Source organism: Rhodococcus sp. P4_E4 (assembly GCF_056401575.1).
In genome coordinates, this window is the sequence record NZ_JBFUJB010000029.1 from 21,860 (window position 1) to 41,386 (window position 19,527).

The following is a 19,527-nucleotide window of genomic DNA, read 5'->3' on the forward strand; positions in this document are numbered from 1 at the left end:
AAATCTCTCGTCATTCTAGTGTAGGTCGGGCGGCGTGGTCTTCATGAACTGATGGACCCGTGCCTCGTGACGGGGAAGCCGGGCGTGTTGGGCTGCAGTGGAGGTTCGTCTACTACTCTTTGGCAGCCTCTTGTCGCGAGTTCAGGTGAGGTGGCGGCTGGGATGCGTCAGCGTGGCTTCGGCGCCCCATCAGATAACAGGCGGTAGGGCCGGCGTGATGGTTGTGAGCGCAACGTAGGATATTGCACTCACTGGAGACGTTGTGGGGAAGAAGATTCCGTTGAGAGAGATCCATGAGGTTGCGACGGCACCGGCGATCAGTGCTGCGATTGTCACGGTGGTGGCTGCGCGCTCGCGGAAGAGGAGCATCACGGCCCCGACGCTGGGCTTTCGGGCGGGGTCAGCGCGGATAACCTCTGGCTACGGTGCGTGCAAGGATACCGAGCGTGGCTTTGAGAGATCCTTCGGCGATGACGGGAAAGATTCCTGCTTGCCGCCAGGTGGGGCCGATATCAGACCAGTCGTAGTACGAGGTCACGAGGGAACTGTGGCCGTCGTCGGCCGGCTCGATCCGATATCCGTAGACGTGCCCGATCGGAGGCCGGACAGTTCCGAGGATGGTCCATGCTATTTCGCGTTGGGGAACAAAAGTTTTGATCGTCACTGTGACGTCGTACTGTCCCATGGGTAGGTCGCCCAGAGCTTCGCGATCCATGTGGACGACGAATTCGTCGCCGGTCGCGGTCACGAGTTCGCCATCTGCGCCCATCAGCATTCCGGATCCGTCGATGGCGACGTGCCCCTGAGGGTCGCAGAGGACCGCGAAGATCGATGCGGGGTCGGCACGGATGGTGCGCTGTACTTCGATCCGTTCGCTAGTCATGTGGCGAATGCTGCCATACCGCCGATCGGTCGGCGAGGTTTCTCTCGTTCGGTGGGCGCATACATCGGCTTCGGTCGGCGAGGCGGGGTGAGGCGCGGACATGTCGGATGCTGCCGTTCACGCGCCGGACGGTTGAGTGATCCTGAGCAGGGTAGGTGATCGTCCTGGAGTCTTCGCGAATGCTCGTGGAGAGCGTGGGTAATCGACCGTGTGGATACTGGGTGGCTGTTGTAGTGCCGCTGGCGGATCGAGTCGACTCGTGAGAGGTGCTCGACAAACGAACGTGCAGAGAGTTTCGCGATAATTTAGTGGCGGGGACAGTTCCATTCGCCGAAGAACCTGGCCATGGCACTGGGCGGTGAGGTGGGGGAGCTGTGTCGAAATCGAACCACTGTTCGTCGAGCCTCGTTTGCCTCTGAACTCTGCACCCGTGGACAACGGAACGCAACGAAAATGAGGATCTCACTTGTGCGCGGTACTGATAGACGTCGTTGTCGAGCATTTTCCGTGGAACTTAAGTGCTAACGCACCCCTTGTTGAGATGCCGAAACTACAACTTAAGTCGGAACAATTGAGATAAATCACGAAAACTGGCACGAGTTCTAAAACACTGTCTACGGTTACTTCCACATCGTGATCGCTCGGCCCTAGATCCCGTCCTTCGGGTGACGGAAATTCTTACCGGCGACATGCGACTGTCCGTTGCGAAGGAGTGGGAAATGTTAGTTCCGTTCTTGCAGGCGATTCTGAATTTCGCCTACGGGTCAATCGATGCCGGTGGGGTCGTCATCGACGGGCTCACTGGAATCTCGAGCGAATAGGAGGATGCGAGATGAATTCATCTGATCTGGGTTCGGTTTCGGCACTCTTGCCCATGATGCTGACTGCTTTCAAGTCCATCATCACGATGCCTGTCGCGCTCTCTGTGGACTTCGGTCTCGACGTCCCGTTCAATCCGTTCAAATAGTTTAGGAGGGTGAAAATGGGTTCCTTGGAAGATGTTTTCGGTCTTTTCACCGGGTCACTGTCAGCGATCCACGTCAGCTTCTTCGAGATGCTGACTGCATTGTCGAGTGACGGATGGGTGAAGGAATGACCTTCCGATCCGACTACTCGCGGCTTAAGGAGGTGAGTATCTAATGCTTTTTTCCTTCTTGAGTAATGCTCTGGGTTCGCTTCGAGATGTCAGCGGCTTGGCGGTGATGGGAAGCATGATGATTCCCTCGTTCAGCGCGGAATAACCTGATATGCGGGTCGACTCGTCGATATGTGACGAGCCGACCCGCATTTTCTGTTGTGATGAAGATTCGGAGCGGCCGAAGACCGTCGATGCTCGAAGCTGTCGGCGGATCGACGAGCAGCATGTAGATCTCACGGGCAGTGTGATGTTTGAGGCATCGGTGGATCTTCGGCGGCGATTTCCTTTCCACTGGTCGACGTGCGACGTAGGTGCGCTATCGCATGTCGCTACTAGTGTGGATGATCGCGATCCGCCAGAGCGCATTGTTGGCATGACGATCTCCGCCGCGGTTGGCCGGTGGCGAGTGTGCTTTCCTGCGGACGCCTCGATCGGAGAGATCCGCACAGGGCAGCGAACGATGCTTCACTGCGTAGTCTTTCGGGATTGTCGCCTGTGGTGACGAGCAGTGTGGATGCGCTGTTGACGCCGACCGGTGCGGCGAGCAGTGCAGTTGACTCGGCCACGAGATCGGTGAGTTCGCTTCGAAGCCGGGTCATTTCTTCGCCCTGAGTGATCACCCGACGGGGCAGAAACCGTAACGTCGATTTGGCCGCCTCCAGAGGGGCGGTAGGTGCGCCCTATCCGACTCGCACCGTCGAGCAGTGGTGCAACAAGGCTCCGGTTGTCATTGATTCGAACTGATCACGTAGTTCGCGAGGAGCGCTGACGGTGACATTGCGTAGCGAATTAGTTGGTGCCGTAGAGTATCAACGCAATCCAGACAAACTGCTGCGAAGCGGCCAGCTCGTTTCGATTGTCCTGCCGTCTGACTTCGCGAAAGCACTCGCGGTTACAGAAAGTACGGACCTCGCCGTCGCCTCCCAATGGATCGAATCGGTCTTGCCTCGCAAACGGGGTATCTGCCGATTGGGTTGGTTCACTTCGACCACCTCGAAGCCCTGGCTGCGCAGAAGCACGGTCACGGCGACGCCATATGAACCGGTGTCTTCGACTCCGATCCGGGTCACCAAAGCAATCGACGAAAACCAATGCAGCAGAGCCTTGTAACCCGTGACTGTTGTCGCTGCGGTGAAGCGTCCAGCAGTCACCCGAGACGATCGATGACTGCGACGACGTGAAAATCGAGGATGACCCCGGCTCGACGCACGTTGCCGCGGAAAGCCATGAACGGCCAGCAACGACCACCGACAGATCCAAACAAGGACACCGTTCGGTCAGTTGACCTTCGAGTTAGATGCAGCTCGACGCAATCATCAGGTCTAGTGTCGGCATCTTGATCTGTACAAGGGTTCTTATCCATGTCGGAGTGCAGATCGAGCCTCGCTCAAAGGCATCGATTCATGCCACGACCGTATCCGCCGGAGTTCCGACTCCGGACCGCAACCCTTGTCCGAGCTGGCAAACCGATCACCACCACCGCATAAGAACTCGGCATCAGCGCCGCCGCGCTCCACACGTGGGTTCGCCAAGATCAAGTCGACCGGGGCGAACGACCAGGCATCACCAGAACAGAATCTGCGCAGCTGACAAAAGCGGATAAGCGCATCCGACTACTCGAAATCGAAGTCGAAATCCTCCGCACTGCCGCGGCGCTGTTCGGGGAGAACTGCTCGACCCCAGAAGAATTCACCCGATGTTCGACATGCTCGTCGACGCCGGGACCCGTGAAGGGCTGTTGCCGGCTTTTGGTGTCAGCAACCTGGATTATTGCGTCTACAAGATCCAGCCGATGCCATCCGCCACGGATACGCTGGCAGTGGCGGATGGGCGGATCGGAGAACTCCACACAGCCTCGCGACAGCCCTACGGGTCTTGATCTGTGCATGCGGAGCTCACGCGCGGTAGGGACATCGTGGTGAGTGAAAACCTCGTCGGCGAACTCATGAGACTCGGCGTCGCCGGCCTGCCTGGTCCGGCGAAGACCAACGGTTGAAGGGCGTCGCGACGGCGGAGGATCTCGTGCACCAGCAGTTTCACCGTGTCGCGCCAAATGAGTTGTGGGTTAAGGGAATTGCCGAACATCTTACCCGGAAAAAATTGTACTGCGGCGCGGTAGTTGACATGTTCAGCCGGAAGGCCGCTGGCCCCTCGATCGATACCTGCCAAGGCTCGACACTGGTATTGAGTGCCTTGGAATGTGGCGATCAAGAATCGGAAACCGCCTCCCCGGGGGATTGTGCACGCCGATCGCGGTGTCCAGTTCACGTCCTGCGTATTCACTAGTAGAATTCGTTCCGCGGACTTGGCCCCCTCATTCGGCACCACCAGCGACGGGTGGTCACACGGTCCACCTTGGGGACCGCGTCGCCAGAGCGATCAATCCACTGACCTGTCGGGATGAAGTGCTCGTTGTGCAGGAATGAGGTCGAGCCGCTGTTCTGGCGCGGTCCCAGTAGTGCGGGTCGGCACGCGCGAAGGCGACGTATCGCAGGTTCAACGGTTAACCTCCCGGTCGGTCCCCCTGCGGTTGGTAGTCAATTCGTGCCACATCCGAATCTCCGTGTCGCTTGGATTGCTTGTGGCAGAAGAGTATCCGATTTCGGTCATATCGGGCGAAATTCGTAAACTATCGCCCAAAAGTACTAGGGGATGGCCGGGGTGGCCAGGTTGAGTTCGCACGATCCCGTCAATGGTCACGTGGCAACAGGAGCGCGGAGTGAATCGATCTCCCGTGGAGCCAATTCAGTTACGTGTCTGCCAATTCTGTTCGACCGCTCGACCGGTTCTCCGACTTCCAGTGGAGGCGAAGGGCCCTTGTGCTGCGTCTAAAGTATGAACTTTTCGCCTTTCCTTGACTTTGTCGGTAAAGTGAGAAAACTGGTACCTGTTCTAGGGATTCGGGATGCGAGAATTCTCGCCGGCACTGGACGCAGGATGCGATTCTTCTGCATCGCTGCGAAGGCTTACCCCTACATCGATCTTCTACCGCCGACCATGTGTGGACTCACTGAGCTGAAATCTACTCTCGGGCTGTCCTGCAACGGTATTCGAACCTGTCTTGCTCCGGGAAGCGACTCCCGGAATGGCGCTGTACCGAGTTCGTTCTGTCTACGAATAGGGAGGAGGAGTTTTTCTTTGCGATGATGCCGCGATTCGAAATCTGTTGCGACATTTCATCTTGTTGAACGTCAATCGTTTCTCAACGAAAGAAAAGGTTCACAATGACTGTATCTCTCGCTCGGCGTGCCGGAACGACTGCTGCGATCTCTGCGGCAGCATTAGGGTTGGTGTTTGCGGCCACGATGCCGGCGTCGGCCCACAACGTGACGACGAATTACAACAACGCCTGCATGGGTGACCCTAATTCACTCATTGCCGGCAATGTTCACCAGCCGCTTCAGGCTCACTCCATATCGGTTGCGCACTCGTCGTCGACACCGGGCACCTACACGATTCAGCCAGGCTCGCAAACTGTTCCGACCAGTGGTGGCGGTGCCACCGTCATCAATCTGAATCGATTGAACCTCGTATTCAAGATCGATCCGGCAACCTTCACCTCAGCGTCTATCGTCTCCGGGACGGGCAGTGGATTCAGTGGCACTCCGGTGGTCACTCGAGTGAACGCAAGTGGTGCTGCCGACGCTACAGGGTCCTACCTTTCCCTCAATGGCGGAGTCGGAACAACGATTGCGGGTGCGAGTCCGGGCGGCTCGAATACCTCTGATGCCGGTTTGACCGCGCTTGCCGGCGCCACCTTCACGCTGCCTTCGGTCCAAGTTGTCACGACCTCCTCCAACCCGGCGGTTTACATCAACACCGACGGTGATGCCGGGAAGTACGCAAACCCGAAGAATTACATGACGTTCTTGTCGAAGGCGACTTTGTTCGGAACTCAGTACGCCCCGACGATGTGCTCGGCAACGGATGTCAACCCGCGAACCGACGCGAATATCGGTTCCGTTCTGACGCCGAACGGCGGAGCGGCCAACCTGCACCCATGATTGCCGGCACTGGTGCCGCGCGCCGTGTCGATGTGACCTCCAGCGTGCGCTGAACATGCAACGTCGCAGTGCTCGGTGAGAAGTTGCCCCACGCCTGTTCGGGCGTGGGGCAGCCTTCGTTCTTTCGGCGACTTCAGTATTGAAGTGCGGTCTTGTGCCCGTCGATTCTCTTTGACGGGCGTGTTACCGGGGCCGGTGACCCTTTAGTCACTAAGTCGAGGCGCTCCCTCGATCTCGGTCCCGCGCTCGGCGCCACTTACATCGTGGACCTCGGGCACATCAAAGTCTCCGGAGCCGACGGTGCGACTCAGAGTCAGGCCAGGTAAGGGCGGGGTTAATCGGTCCCGCCAGATGGATGTGAAGAGCCTGAACGCAAACCAAAATTCAGTGACAGTGCGCCGTCCAAGTGTTTGCAGATAGCGCAGTATCTTTCGTTGACCGTTCCCCGATATGCGCTCTTCGATGAAACCGAGCAAGATGGCAGTGGCGCCTGGAGAATGCTGTTGACCTGCATCGGAGATGCGGCCGCGCCTACCTGGGTGCCTGTGTTGCTCCACTTACGATTCTATCGTCGAACGAAGATCGTCGGTGCGCGGCATTGAACGCCTGAATGATCTGCTTCGTGATCCCTCCAGACGGGGACACTGCATAGTTATGTATCTTTGCCCAGCTGAGTACGGCCTGCAGTTGCTGCTCGGTATGTCCGAAATCGAGGGGCTTTTCGACACCTCGGGATTCTGCATCGACAGCCCTGGTGTCGATTCGTTGTGCACAAGCGATGTATTGCCGGAGAACAGCTTTCAACTTTTCCGCATTGGCTGGTCTCAGGTCGATCACGTAATCCGTTCCGCGGAAGGAGAATTCAATTCTCTCGTTGACCTCATCGGCGACAGGCCTCCCGTCGAGATCGTCGACACACTGTAGAATCAGTCTCTCCACCAAGACGCAATCCCCCGAGTTTTCTATTTGATCCTCAGCATATTCGTCAACTTTAGCGTGGACGCCCACCGGGTCTAGGACTTCACGGCAAGTGTCTCCTAGTCGTATTTCAGAAGTCAGGTGCGCGGAGCCAGCGGGTGATCGCCGCGGTACAGACGATGACGGTCGCACCGTCACGATCGAAGCTGGACTGGTCGACGTGCTCGGCGAGTGCCTCGCGTGGGGGGCGATCCGTGGGTCGGTGCTTTTCGTCGACGGGCGAGGGAGAGATTCAAGAAGGTGAATGCGGACAGTGTTATCGGAATGGTCCTCGGCGCTGCCACGGACGTCCTGTGTGATTCCTCTTCCGTGGTCGCGCTCGCCTAAATGGAACCCCGCATGATCGTCGAACTAACCTGTGCCGGCCTCGAAGCCGCACGCCGGCAGGGTCGGACGGCGGCCGGTCGACTGTCATGACACCGGAACGCACAGAGTTTGCGCGTGCATTGTGCGAGCAAGGCAACAGCCTCGATACCATAGCTTCAATACTCGGTGTCGGACGCTCATCAGTTAGTCGTGCACTCGTGACGGCCGCCCAATAGATTTGATCCTCACGATTACAGAAGTCCTGTCGTTCGGAAGAAGGTGGTGACGGCATCGGCGTCGGTCATGCCGTAGACATCGACTGTGAGGCCGGTTTCCATGTTGACGTAGCTTCCTGACACCTGCCCGGAGGAGCCGTCGCTGATGTTGACTCCTGCTGTGCGGGAGTCGTTTTCGACGAGGGTGTAGTTCCCGTAGTCGTATTCGCGGTATCCGAGTAGGGTTTTCTTTGCTTGTTTCAGGTCGAGGCTGGCTGTGAAGCGATTGCCGTATTCGGAGAAGCTTTTGGCGAGTTGGTTGGATTTTTTGATATCGCAGCTGATCACGAGGGCGCCGTCGGTGGTGAAGGTGGATTGCCTGCAGTTTTCGGAGGCACTGCTCAAGGCTGTGGGGAGGGCGGCTTTGACGGTGTCGGCGTCGGTTACCGGTCCGGCAGTGGTGGTCGTTGCGGTTGTGCTGGCGGCGGCGGCTGGGTTGTCCACGTTCGGGTTGCCCGGTGACGGGCGCAGAACGATCACGGCTGCCACGATTGCTCCGATGACGACGAGAGCGCCGGCGGCTGCAAGGTATTTGAGTTTCTTGGAGTTGGACGGGTTCGAGGTGTGAGGGCTTTGAGCGGTGGCGTTCGGAGTGAAGGCGGGTTGCATCTGCCCAGGGGTGGGGTGGGCGTTCGGGCTTGCCACGCTGCCAGGAGTGGCGATCCGCGGGTTGGCGTAATCACGTTGAACCCCGGCACCGATGAGTGCGCCTTGGGCGACAACTGTTTTCGGGTCGTCGAGTGTCGCGATCGGCCCGAGGGCCGCGAGTCGTTGATGGACCAGCGGGATCCGCGACGAACCACCAGTCAGGTACAGGGCCGAGAGTTGACTCGGATGAGTGATGCTCGCATCGGTGAGTGTTTGTCGCGTCAGCGCGACTGCACGGTCGACGGCTGCGGCGATGAGGGATTCGAATTCCGGGCGGGTGATGGACAGTGTTTCCTGATGTCCGTTTCCGTTGACCGTGATCGTTGCTGACGGGCTCGAGGAGAGCAGTTCCTTGGCTCGTTGGATGGAGTCGTCGAGACTTCGGGTGACGTGCAAGGGCGCGGAGGTGCGGATGAAGTGCAGCAGGTCGGGATTGCGGTCATTGAGCATGTGATCGACCCACCCTCGTAGTACCGCGTCGAGGTTCTTTCCGCCGAGGCTGTTGTCGCCGCGGGCGGCGATGATGTCGAACGAATTGGCATCTGTTGCAGTGAGGACGGCGATGTCGAGGGTGCCGCCGCCGAAGTCGAACACTGCGATCTTCGTGCCTGCGGGCATGGTTTCGGTGCGTGAGTAGTAGTGCGCGGCGGCCCGGGGTTCGGAGACGGTACTGACGTGTCCGGATCCGTAGCCGACCCTGGCTGCAGCGTCGAGCAGCACTCCGACTTCGCGTGGTGACCAACCCTCGGGATGGGTCAGGACCAGATGGGAGGGCGCTTGGTCGCGGTGGGCGGCGGTGGCGCGCCCGATCACGGTGTGCAGGACAGCAGCAACAGGCAACGAGGCGGGGATGTCGTAGCCGTTGACGTGGACCATGCCTTGTCCGACGACGCGTTTGGGGGAGGGGATGAATGCCGCTGGGTTCGTTTCGGCCCGGTTCAGGGCGACGTCGCCGACATCGATGGTCGCTGGTGATTCCACGAATACGGCCGAACTCATCAGGTTGCCTTGGTGGGTCAGAGAGAGGGTTTCCACTGCTCCGGTGACAACACCGGTGTGCGCGGCGGCGGTATTCGATGTTCCGAAGTCGACGCTCAGCATCCAACCCGACATGTTGTGTCTCTTTCCTGTGATTTCTTCTGTGCCGCGCTGCGGTCAGTCTTGGCTTGTGGTGTGGGCGTTATTGGTCGGTGACGGAACAGAACATCCACTGGCCGTCTTCGCGGACGTATTCGACCAGGACAACGCCTTCGTCGGTGGTGCCATTTTTTTCTGTGATGATCCGCAGACGGACGGAGGCGTTGTCGCCGACGACGTTCGAGGAGATGAATTCCTTGACCGTGATCGTCACAGTGCCCGTTGCGGGGGTGTCGTCGGGGGTCGTTGTCACGGTGACGTAGCCGGCGCAACGCATGGATTCGACTTTGGCTTTGTCCCCGGCACTGACGGCGGTGAGGTATTCGGTGGTCCGGTCCTGGACCGCTGTGATGTCGTCAGCGGTGCCGGGCGCGGTGTTCACCGTGCGGATGGGCGAGGCGTTGTGCGTGGTGGTGTCGTTGTTCGACGAGGTCGACAGCCATACCGCTGCTCCGACAGCGCAGAGTGCGACGAGTACTCCGGCACCGATGAGGACACCGCGTGAGCGGGACTTCGACGACTGCGACGCGGGGGTTACCGCGGGCTCTAATGGCGAGGTCTGCGAGCTGTGCGGATTGTGCGTGGGAACGCTGCCGGTACGGGCGGATTCCCGGAAAAACGGCGCTCGTGTGGGCGACTGCTCACCTGCACCGGCGGAAGTGGTCGATGGGAAAGGGCCGGTCGGTGCAGCAGACGATCGTGTGGTGGCGATTAGTGCACCTTGAACAACCACTGTTTTCGGATCGTCGAGAGTTGCGATCGGACCGAGTGCAGCGATCCGGTTCTGCACCAGTGGGATCCGGGATGATCCGCCGGTCAGGTACAGCGCCGTCAACCCTTGTGGTCCGGTCAACCCTGCGTCCACCAGAGCGGCATGGGTCAAGGCGGCTGCGCGCTCGATTTCCGGAGCGATGATCGATTCGAACTCGGCGCGGGTCAGGGTGAGGGTTTCGCGGCGGTCGTGCCGGCTGTCCACTACGGAGATCGTCGCGGACTCGGTGGAGGAGAGGAGTTCTTTGGCGCGGCGGATGGAGTCGTCGAGGGTCCGCAGGATGTGTGCCGGTGCGGCGGTCCGCAGAAAGTGCAGCAGCTCGGGGTTCTCGTCCTGCAGTTGAATATCGACCCAACGGCGCACGAGCGCATCGAGATTCTTTCCGCCGAGGCTGTTGTCACCGCGCGCAGCAATGACCTCGAACGTGTCGGCGCTGGTGGCGGTGAGGACGGCGACATCCAGGGTTCCACCGCCGAAGTCGAAGACCGCGATCTTCGCGCCTGGCGCGAGGTGTTCGGTGCGGGTGTAGAAGTGGGCGGCCGCACGCGGCTCGGGCACCGTTGCCACCGAGTCGTTCTGGTATCCCAGGGCTGCGGCCGCCTCGCGGAGAACCTCGATTTCGCGCGGCGCCCATCCTTCTGGGTGAGTCAAGACCAGCCTGGCCGGTGGTTGGCCGCGGTGTACTCCGGTCGCTCGATCGAGGGCGAACCGCAGCACTGCCGCGACGGGCAACGAGGCGGGGATGTCGTAGCCGTTGACGTGCACCGTGCCTTGTCCGACGACGCGTTTGGGGGAGGGGATGAACGCTGCTGGGTTCGTTTCGGCCCGGTTCAGGGCGACGTCGCCGACGTCGATTGCGGTCGGCGATTCCACGAATACGGCCGAGCTCATCAGGTTGCCCTGGTGCGTCAGGGGCAGAGTTTCCGGTGCTCCGGAGCGGATTCCGGTGTGCGCGGCAGCAGTATTGGAGGTTCCGAAGTCGACTGCCAGAACCCACCCTGGCGCCGGGGGTGGGTTGTCGTGTGGTGTGTTCATGCCTGCCTCCGCATGCTCGTGTACGTGCGAACCAGTTCCGCCAAAGCTGCGTCCTCTGCGGCGGTGCGCGTGGAAATCGCCTGCCGCTGAACGTGAACCAATCGTTCCCCGGCGTAGTGGGCAAGCTGCCCGGGGCTGGTCTCGGGGTGCACACCGAGCCGTTCGGCGTCGGTCCGGCCGGAGAGTAGTCGCGTCAGTTCGTTGACGACGGGCGCGTGCGGGTCAGCGAGCAGCATCCCGCGCAGTGCTCGATACAGCAGCACAGGGTGCATCGCCGGATCGTTGCGCACCCAGTCGGTGATGGTGCGGATGTGCTCGCGGGCAGGGTGATTGACGGCGAGGAGGTCGAGTTCGGTGAGGATCCGATCGGCGCGGTGCAGCGCCGCGAAATCCTGTAGTGCACTCTCGAGTAGGTACTTCACTTGCGTGATCCCGGAATGTTCGGTGAGCCATTGATTCACCGCGTGCGCGCCCTGCCCCGCGACGGTGCGGGCGCCGAGGACGCCGTATTCGCCGAGGAGATCGAGTAGGCGATCGCGCATCACTGGCCCGAGCCGTTCGGGGGTTTCCGATTCGAGGAGGTCCATCAACTCCAAGGTGTTCATCGATGCGAGGGTGTGCAGGGCGATTGCGTCGGCTTCGGTGACCTGCCCGGTGTGGCTGCTCTCTGCCAGAAGGCCCGCGACCGGCACCACGGTGGCCACCGACTGCGCCAGGCGCTGCGCGAGCTTCTGAGAGTGAGCGTGTGCGTGTTCGATCGGGTTACGTTGCCCCAGTGCGCCTTCGCCGAAACTGTCTGCGCGGGAGAGCACGCCGAGGGTGTTGAGTGGGGTGAATCCGAGTTGGCGCAGGAATTCGATCTCGTCGGCTCGCGGGGCGCTGTCGAAGAGGAATACGGCACCGTCTGCGTCGACGGACGCGGCGCGGGTTTGGGCGAACCCGTCGATCAACGCGGCCCTGGTGCGGTTTTCGTTCTCCACGGTCAGTGTCGCGAGCCCGGGAGTATCGACGAGGGTCAGGTTGGCCAGTGCCTGTGTGGGCAGGTGCCGGTGCACGTAGGCGATGTCCGCAGCATCGGCATCGAGGCTTACGGAGGTACCGGCTGTGAGTGGGATCGGGCGGCGGTCACCGTCGAGGTCGACGAGTTCGGCACGTGAGGGTGCCCCCGCTTGGTAGACGGTAACGACGTTGGTTGCTTCCAGTGCTGCGGTTTCAGCGACCGGCGCCCCGATCAGGGCGTTGACCAGTGTTGATTTACCTGCCTTGAGGCGGCCGACGATCACCACCCGCGGCGGCGACCACAAGATCGCACCGATGCGGTTGGCGTGATCGACGAGATCCCCACCGAGTCCGGCGAGGGAGTGCAGGCCGCGGTCGAGAGCAGTGCGGACCGCTTGTTGCCGGTCGAACTGCGCGGGATTCGGCGGGTACGACGTACTCATACGGGCATCGGGTCCGTCGGCGCGATGTAGACAGCGACTTCGGCGAACCGGATGATCCCAGCGGGGCCGACCCAGCCGGGCCGGACCAGGGCAGCGACGGTGCCGACCTGCTCCGGGGTGGCCGCGACCGCGCCGGAGACTGCCTTGTGGTGCGCAGAGTCGAAGAGGGCACCAGGGGCGGCGTCGAGCATGTGGACGTTGACCTGCGCGAGGTCTTCGCGGATCCGTTCACGGGCGGAGATGCCGCCGTCGAGGTCGTGGATACCGATCAGAGAGTTGACCAGGCGCCGATCCGCATCTATCGGAATCCCGTGTGGGACCGCAGCAGGTGCGGGCGCGGTGACAACAAGTGGGCCGTACCCGGCGCCGTTGTCATGGTTGGCGGTGGCGGGTGTTCGGGCGGTGCGCAGCATCCAGCCGGCGGCGACGCCTCCGGCACCCACCAGCACAATCAAGACGAATGCGAGCGTTGAGTTCATGAAATCGTCGCCTTCTCCGAGTCGGACACCGCTGTGGCCGGTGCGGATGCTGATGTGGGCGTGGACAGTCGGGTGATGAGGTTCTCCACTTCCGAGGATCGCGCCGTCACCACTCGCAAGTTGTTGTTGAGGCGCTTGAGCGTCGCATCACGCGTCGCGCCGTCCAGACGCGCAGCTTCCTTCGCGTCGGTCATCTGTTGCTGCACCTCGTCGATGCTGGTGCGCAGGTGCTCGCGGTAGCGGATCACAATTTCTGGCCGCGAGAGCGCCAACGCCCCCTCGAGCATCCGCGAAGTACTGACTTTCGCGGTCGCCACGGTCTCTCGCAGCCATGTCAGCAGGTTCGTCTTTCCTGCTCGCATCGCTTTGTAACCGAGGTTCACCCCGACCCACACGACGCCGGCGATCGCCCCGACTCCGATCAGAGCGCCGAGCATCGAGGTACCGATCATGCCCATTGTCAGCACACTCGGGTCGAGTAGGCCTTGCTTCTTGCTACCGACCTGACCGGTCGTGAGGGGGTCGGATTGCATGGAGGCGATGACATCGACTTCGATGCTCTGCCATACGGTTTCGGAATCGAAGAGCGGCATCACGATGCCCCGCAGCTGATCGAGGAACACCTGCACCGCCGCGGTCATCGCCGCGAGGAGATCCGCTTCGATCTCACTGGTGAACACCTGCGGATTCTTGCGCAGTACTTCCATTCCGGAGGAGTTGATCCGGTCTGTCCACTTCGATTTCACGCCGTCGAGTTGTTCCTCGAGGCTCGTCAAGGCAGCTTGGCGGGCGAAGACGAGGTCTCGGCCGAGGTACTGCTCCCACTGCGTCGACTGCGCTTTCAGCTCGGTGAGCCGGTCCCGCTGCGCCTCCAATTCCGGTAGCGCTCCGGCGCCTTCTTCGGTGACGGCGATGTCCGCGGTGATCTTCGCGTGCACTTTCCGCAACCCTTCGAGCGCGGTCCGCAGGCCGTCGACCTGGGCGCGGTGGTCCGAATTTAGTGAGCTCTGAATGAGGGTGCGGAGAGCGGTGATCCCGGAGGCCTCCTCGGCGGCGCCTCGGCGTACCGGATCTGCAATGTCGGCGGCCGCGAGAGCGCGCACACTCGAGACCCCGACCACGGGGATGGCGCGGCGCAGATGAGTACGAAGCAGGCGGCGGTTTTCTTCCACGATCGGTTTCCACCGACGCAGATTCTTGTCCGTTTTCGTCACCACCACGATCACCGCTTCCACGGTCGCAGTGCAGGTTCGAATGAACTCCATCTCCGGTGCGGTCAGCGGGGAGGTGGCATCGCAGACGACCACGATGACACCGGCCTGCTGCGCCGACTGCACCGACAGCTGCGCACGGACTGCATCGAGTCCACCGGATCCGGGGGTGTCGACTACGACGAGACCTTGCAGATGAGGGGAGGAAACGGGCACGATCGCCCGGGTCGGGAGCACCTCGCCCTGCGTGTCGGCGACATGGCGGCCCGCGGCGCTGACCCAGTCCGCGACCTCGTCGAATCCGATGCGGCGCACCGCGCCGGGGAACACCAGATCCGCCGAACCTGGCGGATATTCAGCACCAGCGGGCACCAGCGAGATCGTTGCAGACGTAGTGACGTCGACATCGACCGGCGAGACGCCCCGAACTCCGACGAGAGCGTTCACCAGGGAACTCTTACCTCGATTGACCTCGCCGACCACCACCACGGTCCGCTGATCGTGCCCGCCGGAAGTTTTCGCAGCCGCGGCATCGGCTGTCGCCGTGAAGCCGTAGGTGCGCAGGATTTTCGTCGCACCGGCCAAGGTGGATTCTGTCTGGCTGCTTATGTCGCTGCCCGTGTCCGCTGCGACAACGGCAGATTCGCCGGGCTCCGCCACCTTCTGCCCCCTCCATTGCTCTTCCCACCTGGTGCACGACGTGTCGTCGCCCAACCGCCCACTCGGGGAAGCGAGCCGTCCGCCTCGCGGACAAAACCTTATCCGAGGTGAGCGCACAGTTTGTGCGGTGCATTCACAAAGTCAGATGCGCACAGCGCGCGGAAAGTTCCCACGAAACCCGAACGAAATTCAGCAGCCACGTCCAAGGCGAGTGATCGAACACCCGATGAACGCGGTTCACACTAGCCGCGCCGCGGATCCTCACCTTCGATCTCAAAAGACGCTGAGAAGGCCTATTTTCGAATGCATCCTCCGCGACGGCGCCGATGGGAGATCCCTGCTGCATACTGCCCGTATGACTGATCGCGTCGATGAAGAGCTGACGATGTTAACTGACATCCGAGCGTATATCCGCACCGCAGAAGGCCCGGATTTCCCCATCTCGACATCTGTGATCGACCGAGTGCTCGACGAACGCAACAACGCCCGCCTCGGACGATCCGCGGAAACCGATATCGGCCTGCCAGTCGACGAGCAGCAAGGATGAGCACTCTCCACGAGAGACATCATCGAAGCAGATGAACAAATTTCGGGGCAGTGGGAACAAAACCCGCCGCTGTCCCATCTGATTGTCGAGGTTCCTTACCTGGTCGGTTCGACCGGTTCAGGTCGATCACGCGGAAATGAGTGGGGACATGACAGTTCTGAGAGAGGGAAAGATGCGCGCGAAAACCTTTGCGCCCTTGGCAGCCACCGTAGCGGCAATCGTGTTGGTGACCGGATGCTCGAGCACCAGCGAAGGCCAGGCCAACGCCGAAAGTGAGAGCGGGGGCAGCGCGACCGTCGCCGCCCAGGGCGCCGCACCTGGGGAGATGGATCCCGGAACGTACCGCACCACTCCGCAAGCTGGCTTCGGGACCGTGACCAGCGTCAACTCCGGCCGCTACGTCGAAGGGCAGCGGATGGCCGAATTCGTCGTCCTCCCCACCGAACTCGACCCGCTGCTGACGGGCTCTGTGGGGATGTCGACATATGTCATCAAATCCGGCACCGCACTGAGCGTTCTTCTGACAGGGAAGTCTCCGGACATCGCCGAACGCGAAGGCATGTTGACAGGGTTCTCCACTTCCCGCTCCTATGAGGACAAGAAAGCGGACAAGTCCATCGTGCACGCTGTATTCCGGTTCCCGGACGCAGAATCAGCGCAACGGGCAGCGGTAGATATGTCCGCCGATGACGCGCTTCCCAGCGAGTATTTGCCCGGAGGGGTACCTACGAGCATCGACATCCTGCCTGACACACTGACCACCACTCGCGAGAGCTCCGACGGTACCTTCAGCTCGAATTCGTTCACCCCGCACGGGCAGTACATCATCTACACCTGGGCCAGCGCTCCGATCGCAGAGAAGGACTGGACGGCGCAGATCACCGCGAAAGCCCTCGAACAACAGGGCCCGATGATCGACAAGTTCCCTGCGACCGCAGCCGACAAGTTCGCCGAACTGCCGATGGACATCGACAACGTGTTGGTGCTGACGATCCCGGAGGACGACGGCAACCGCACTACCAGCTCCGACGCCGTCTACGGGCCCCGTGGGTCGGCGCACTTCTCGACCAATCCGACACTGACGCTGGACTTCATGGACAAATCCGACACGACGTTGATGGCACGTTCGGGAAGCAATGTCTATCGGTCCGAAAGCGCTGACGGCGCAGCGACACTGTTCGATTTGTTCAAAGGAGACATCGTCGACTCCGAAGGATTCACTCCATCCGCCAACCCACCCGGTGTCCCGAACGCGGCCTGCTTCACCAAGGACAGTCCGCAAGGAACGTACAACTACTGCATCGTCCACCAAGGACGGTACCTAGGTGAAATCAGTGCTCTCGACGACGAGACGAAGGTCCACCAGATGACCACCGCGCAGTACAAGATCCTCGAATCCGCGAAATAGTATCTACAGCAACAGTATCCGGCGTACACCTTGGGAGGCGTACGCCGGATATTGGTTTCGAGGTGACGGGGGCACAGACCCACTGGGGGTGAAGAATGCGAGCCGACCTCCGCCACGACACAGCTTCAACTATTCGGGGTGTTTGCGTTGCCGACGGGCACCATGGGTGCCGAGAACAATCGACACAGTCACAGCTGCTCCGGATGAGCCGTGATGCTGCCTCAGGGACACGGTGATGCACGCGGGGGTGTCAGCAAAAGAACTTATCGTCCTTCACATTTCGCGGCAGCAGCGATGCGGTGGTGTGCCGAAAGTGCAATGGCTTCGCGTTCAACGGTTGATCCAGTGAACGAAGATAGAGGGAACCTCATTAGTCATCGATGCCGTCGACCCATTTGTTCTTCCTAGCCAGAACACCCGAACGGCCCGGACACAGATCGGCATGACGATCGTCGCGGTGCCGTTCACTCCGAGCTAGTCGGGTACATCCGACCCGGGCGCGAGGATTCTTCGGGCAGGGACAGTCCCCTTGGCGAAATGGCGGTCAGCGGGTGGGCGCGAGCGCGGTGACGAGTTGTTTCCGGGCGCGGTTGATGCGGCTTTTCACTGTCTGGACGCCGACACCTTGGTGTTCGGCGATGTCCGCATAGGAAAGTTCAGCGAATTCGCGGAGCACGATCGCGACCCTGAAATCTTCCGGAAGCTCAGCAAGGGCTGTACGGACCGCGTCGACGTCGGCGACGCGGTCTGCAGTCAGCGAGGCGGGGTCGTGCAGTTCGACGAGATCGTCCGGTGCAATCGGGTCTGGGGTACGCCGTCGAATTGTTGCCAAGGCTGCGTTCGCGGCGATGCGGTGCAGCCAGGTGCTGAATCTGGCATCTCCGCGGAAGCGGTGCAGGTTCTGCCAGGCCGCGGTGATGGCGTCCTGGAATGCGTCCTCCGCGTCGTGATGGCTCCCGGTGATCTGCAGGCATACAGCCCACGCGTGGGTGCGATGTCTGCCGACCAATTCACCGAAGGCACGGCTGTCGCCTTCGCGGCACAGCTGCAGTAACGCAGTGTCGTCCATCGGTCCCCTCGGTTAGTCAGCGGTCAGAATATATGCCACAGGTTGCCGAGGCATGACACGGCCGATCACCTGTCCTTTTTGTGAGGATTCAGTCGGCGCGAGAGACGTCCTGGGTGGCTGACGCCGCGGGCGGCGCTGATGTCACACGCCGTCTCCGAGATCGATGTCATCGTTGATGTCCTCGTCGTCGCTGTCGTCGGGGACATCAACGTCTCCGAAGTGCTCGAGGCCCGGGTGAGCATCGCCGCTGTCGCTGCTCACGGTGTCGTGGTCGTCGAACGTCCCGATGTAGTCAACATCGTTTCCGGGGCGCACGGTGTCGTCCATCGGAGGGGCGAGTGTGTCGTCGGTAGGGGCGCTGTCGGGGTCGAGAGCATGCACGAGGGCCGCGGACCACACGTCTTCGGGCGGTTCCGGCAGCAACGACTCGCGTGGAATGCCGAGTTCGTCGAACAGACTGCCTTCGTCACCGGACATTGCAGATCTCACTTTCTCTGATCATTCGGCCGCGGCGTGCGTGCGGTGAGTCATCGATGCGTCAGGGTAATGATCGCCCACGGCCTCGGAGCCAACGCAGCGACGGTCGGATCTACGGTGGAATCGGCGAGGTCAGCATCCGGAGCATCGGCAACGAGCATCTCGTGCCCGGAGTCGGACCACGCATCCTCGAACCTGTCGATGGGCACCTCGAGTTGGTTGCCGTCGGGATGGCCAGGGTCGGAGAGGATGACCACGCCACGTTCGGTGTCGATGCCCGCGACCACGAGAGCATGATCCGGGGTGTCGTCTTCGACGGTTTCCTCACCGGGATACCAGATCTCACCGGAATCGACCATCGTGACCACCCCGTACCCGTCGGACAGTTTCTCTTCCAGATCGCTGATCGAACTGCTTTCGAGATGGCACGGCACCCCTTGGTCCTCCATGAGGATTTCCATGCTCTTCGACGTCATCCCTTGCGACGGATCACCGTTCGGGAACAAACCGAGCTCGAGTGCACGATCGACGAGCTGCTGCGGGTCGCTGATGTCGAGGCCCGTGTATTCGGAAACGATCTGAGCAACAGAGGACGGGCCGCAGTATCCGTCGACCTCCTGGTAAAACCAATCCGCCGTCCATGCGGTGGGCGTTCCGTATGTTCCGTCGTCAGGGGCTGGGGTTTCGTCGGTCTCTGGCGCCGGTGCCTCGGACGGGTCGGGAAGTGAGGCATCGTCACGAGGCGGGGTCGGCTCGGGCGATGGTTCGATGTCTATGTCAAGTTCGGGGACAGTCATCGTAGGCATGGCTGGCATCGCATTCGGACTTGGTACCGCGTCCGGAGCGTCGTCCCACATCGTCGGCATCGCAGGCATGTCGATCCCTGCACTGTCCCCGAGGAAATCGGCCCCGTCATCCGTCGGCGTCGGGTCGCCGGCGTAATCGGTGTCGGCTAGGTCGGTGCCGAAATTCTCGTCCATGTCTTTCCCATCAGATGTCGGCACCGAAGTGCGAATAACGAATTGCCCTGCAGAACAGCGAAACCGAAATCAGACTTC

Annotated in this window: 15 protein-coding genes; 5 read left to right on the forward strand and 10 right to left on the reverse strand. The window is 61.1% G+C overall.

Features of this window, described 5'->3' with window-relative positions:
• Positions 1-400 precede the first annotated feature (400 nt).
• Positions 401-883 carry an SRPBCC family protein gene (locus AC1DVN_RS27805; protein WP_030537933.1) on the reverse strand — a complete coding sequence of 161 codons (483 nt, stop codon included), beginning with the start codon at positions 881-883 and terminating at the stop codon, positions 401-403.
• An 832-nt stretch (positions 884-1,715) separates the two neighbouring features.
• On the opposite strand from AC1DVN_RS27805, the gene AC1DVN_RS27810 reads away from it, so the two are divergent.
• The 3 genes from AC1DVN_RS27810 (at position 1,716) to AC1DVN_RS27820 (ending at position 6,025) form a co-directional block, all read left to right on the forward strand.
• Entirely contained in the window at positions 1,716-1,850 is a 135-nt protein-coding gene (locus AC1DVN_RS27810; protein ID WP_256065141.1) for a hypothetical protein, read from the forward strand.
• 1,867 nt (positions 1,851-3,717) lie between these two features.
• Positions 3,718-3,900, forward strand: a complete 183-nt coding sequence (locus AC1DVN_RS27815; RefSeq protein ID WP_477917256.1) for a hypothetical protein — start codon at positions 3,718-3,720, stop codon at positions 3,898-3,900.
• Positions 3,901-5,245: 1,345 nt separating this feature from the next.
• Entirely contained in the window at positions 5,246-6,025 is a 780-nt protein-coding gene (locus AC1DVN_RS27820) for a hypothetical protein (protein WP_477917258.1), read from the forward strand.
• A 531-nt stretch (positions 6,026-6,556) separates the two neighbouring features.
• Here AC1DVN_RS27820 and AC1DVN_RS27825 read toward each other — a convergent pair.
• The 6 genes from AC1DVN_RS27825 to AC1DVN_RS27850 all read right to left on the reverse strand — a co-directional run bounded on the left by AC1DVN_RS27825 (position 6,557) and on the right by AC1DVN_RS27850 (position 14,968).
• Positions 6,557-7,141 (reverse strand): Lsr2 dimerization domain-containing protein, encoded by a 585-nt coding sequence (locus AC1DVN_RS27825; RefSeq protein WP_477917260.1) that lies wholly within the window; start codon positions 7,139-7,141, stop codon positions 6,557-6,559.
• Positions 7,142-7,560: 419 nt separating this feature from the next.
• Entirely contained in the window at positions 7,561-9,345 is a 1,785-nt protein-coding gene (locus AC1DVN_RS27830) for an Hsp70 family protein (protein ID WP_477917262.1), read from the reverse strand.
• A 67-nt stretch (positions 9,346-9,412) separates the two neighbouring features.
• A complete protein-coding gene (locus AC1DVN_RS27835; protein WP_477994511.1) occupies positions 9,413-11,176 on the reverse strand; it encodes an Hsp70 family protein in 1,764 nt (587 codons plus the stop codon).
• Positions 11,173-12,618: a GTPase gene (locus tag AC1DVN_RS27840; RefSeq protein ID WP_446696654.1), complete on the reverse strand. Its 1,446-nt coding sequence runs from the start codon at positions 12,616-12,618 to the stop codon at positions 11,173-11,175. The genes AC1DVN_RS27835 and AC1DVN_RS27840 overlap by 4 nt, the downstream gene beginning before the upstream one ends.
• Positions 12,615-13,097 carry a hypothetical protein gene (locus AC1DVN_RS27845; protein WP_477917267.1) on the reverse strand — a complete coding sequence of 161 codons (483 nt, stop codon included), beginning with the start codon at positions 13,095-13,097 and terminating at the stop codon, positions 12,615-12,617. Before AC1DVN_RS27845 ends, AC1DVN_RS27840 begins: the two co-directional genes overlap by 4 nt.
• Positions 13,094-14,968 (reverse strand): dynamin family protein, encoded by a 1,875-nt coding sequence (locus tag AC1DVN_RS27850; RefSeq protein WP_477917269.1) that lies wholly within the window; start codon positions 14,966-14,968, stop codon positions 13,094-13,096. The genes AC1DVN_RS27845 and AC1DVN_RS27850 overlap by 4 nt, the downstream gene beginning before the upstream one ends.
• A 355-nt stretch (positions 14,969-15,323) precedes the next feature.
• Here AC1DVN_RS27850 and AC1DVN_RS27855 point away from each other — a divergent pair, with 355 nt between their 5' ends.
• Both AC1DVN_RS27855 and AC1DVN_RS27860 read left to right on the forward strand, forming a co-directional pair.
• A complete protein-coding gene (locus AC1DVN_RS27855) occupies positions 15,324-15,515 on the forward strand; it encodes a hypothetical protein (protein ID WP_477917271.1) in 192 nt (63 codons plus the stop codon).
• A gap of 148 nt (positions 15,516-15,663) precedes the next feature.
• On the forward strand, positions 15,664-16,923 hold the full coding sequence (locus AC1DVN_RS27860) for a DUF7373 family lipoprotein (protein ID WP_054781400.1): 1,260 nt from the start codon (positions 15,664-15,666) through the stop codon (positions 16,921-16,923).
• Positions 16,924-17,467: 544 nt separating this feature from the next.
• On the opposite strand, the gene AC1DVN_RS27865 is transcribed toward AC1DVN_RS27860, so the two are convergent.
• The 3 genes from AC1DVN_RS27865 to AC1DVN_RS27875 form a co-directional block, all read right to left on the reverse strand.
• Entirely contained in the window at positions 17,468-17,992 is a 525-nt protein-coding gene (locus tag AC1DVN_RS27865; RefSeq protein WP_054781401.1) for a sigma-70 family RNA polymerase sigma factor, read from the reverse strand.
• A 141-nt stretch (positions 17,993-18,133) separates the two neighbouring features.
• Entirely contained in the window at positions 18,134-18,469 is a 336-nt protein-coding gene (locus AC1DVN_RS27870; RefSeq protein ID WP_477917274.1) for a hypothetical protein, read from the reverse strand.
• Between the two features lie 50 nt (positions 18,470-18,519).
• Positions 18,520-19,449: a C39 family peptidase gene (locus AC1DVN_RS27875; protein ID WP_069147216.1), complete on the reverse strand. Its 930-nt coding sequence runs from the start codon at positions 19,447-19,449 to the stop codon at positions 18,520-18,522.
• Between the last annotated feature and the right edge of the window lie 78 nt (positions 19,450-19,527).

Excerpts from the sequence above, each read along its gene's own strand:
- AC1DVN_RS27805 (WP_030537933.1), bottom strand. The coding sequence starts at position 883 with ATGACTAGCGAACGGATCGAAGTACAGCGCACCATCCGTGCCGACCCC.
- AC1DVN_RS27810 (WP_256065141.1), top strand. The coding sequence starts at position 1,716 with ATGAATTCATCTGATCTGGGTTCGGTTTCGGCACTCTTGCCCATGATG.
- AC1DVN_RS27815 (WP_477917256.1), top strand. The coding sequence starts at position 3,718 with ATGTTCGACATGCTCGTCGACGCCGGGACCCGTGAAGGGCTGTTGCCG.
- AC1DVN_RS27820 (WP_477917258.1), top strand. The coding sequence starts at position 5,246 with ATGACTGTATCTCTCGCTCGGCGTGCCGGAACGACTGCTGCGATCTCT.
- AC1DVN_RS27830 (WP_477917262.1), bottom strand. The coding sequence starts at position 9,345 with ATGTCGGGTTGGATGCTGAGCGTCGACTTCGGAACATCGAATACCGCC.
- AC1DVN_RS27835 (WP_477994511.1), bottom strand. The coding sequence starts at position 11,176 with ATGAACACACCACACGACAACCCACCCCCGGCGCCAGGGTGGGTTCTG.
- AC1DVN_RS27840 (WP_446696654.1), bottom strand. The coding sequence starts at position 12,618 with ATGAGTACGTCGTACCCGCCGAATCCCGCGCAGTTCGACCGGCAACAA.
- AC1DVN_RS27845 (WP_477917267.1), bottom strand. The coding sequence starts at position 13,097 with ATGAACTCAACGCTCGCATTCGTCTTGATTGTGCTGGTGGGTGCCGGA.
- AC1DVN_RS27855 (WP_477917271.1), top strand. The coding sequence starts at position 15,324 with ATGACTGATCGCGTCGATGAAGAGCTGACGATGTTAACTGACATCCGA.
- AC1DVN_RS27860 (WP_054781400.1), top strand. The coding sequence starts at position 15,664 with ATGACAGTTCTGAGAGAGGGAAAGATGCGCGCGAAAACCTTTGCGCCC.
- AC1DVN_RS27865 (WP_054781401.1), bottom strand. The coding sequence starts at position 17,992 with ATGGACGACACTGCGTTACTGCAGCTGTGCCGCGAAGGCGACAGCCGT.
- AC1DVN_RS27870 (WP_477917274.1), bottom strand. The coding sequence starts at position 18,469 with ATGTCCGGTGACGAAGGCAGTCTGTTCGACGAACTCGGCATTCCACGC.
- AC1DVN_RS27875 (WP_069147216.1), bottom strand. The coding sequence starts at position 19,449 with ATGGACGAGAATTTCGGCACCGACCTAGCCGACACCGATTACGCCGGC.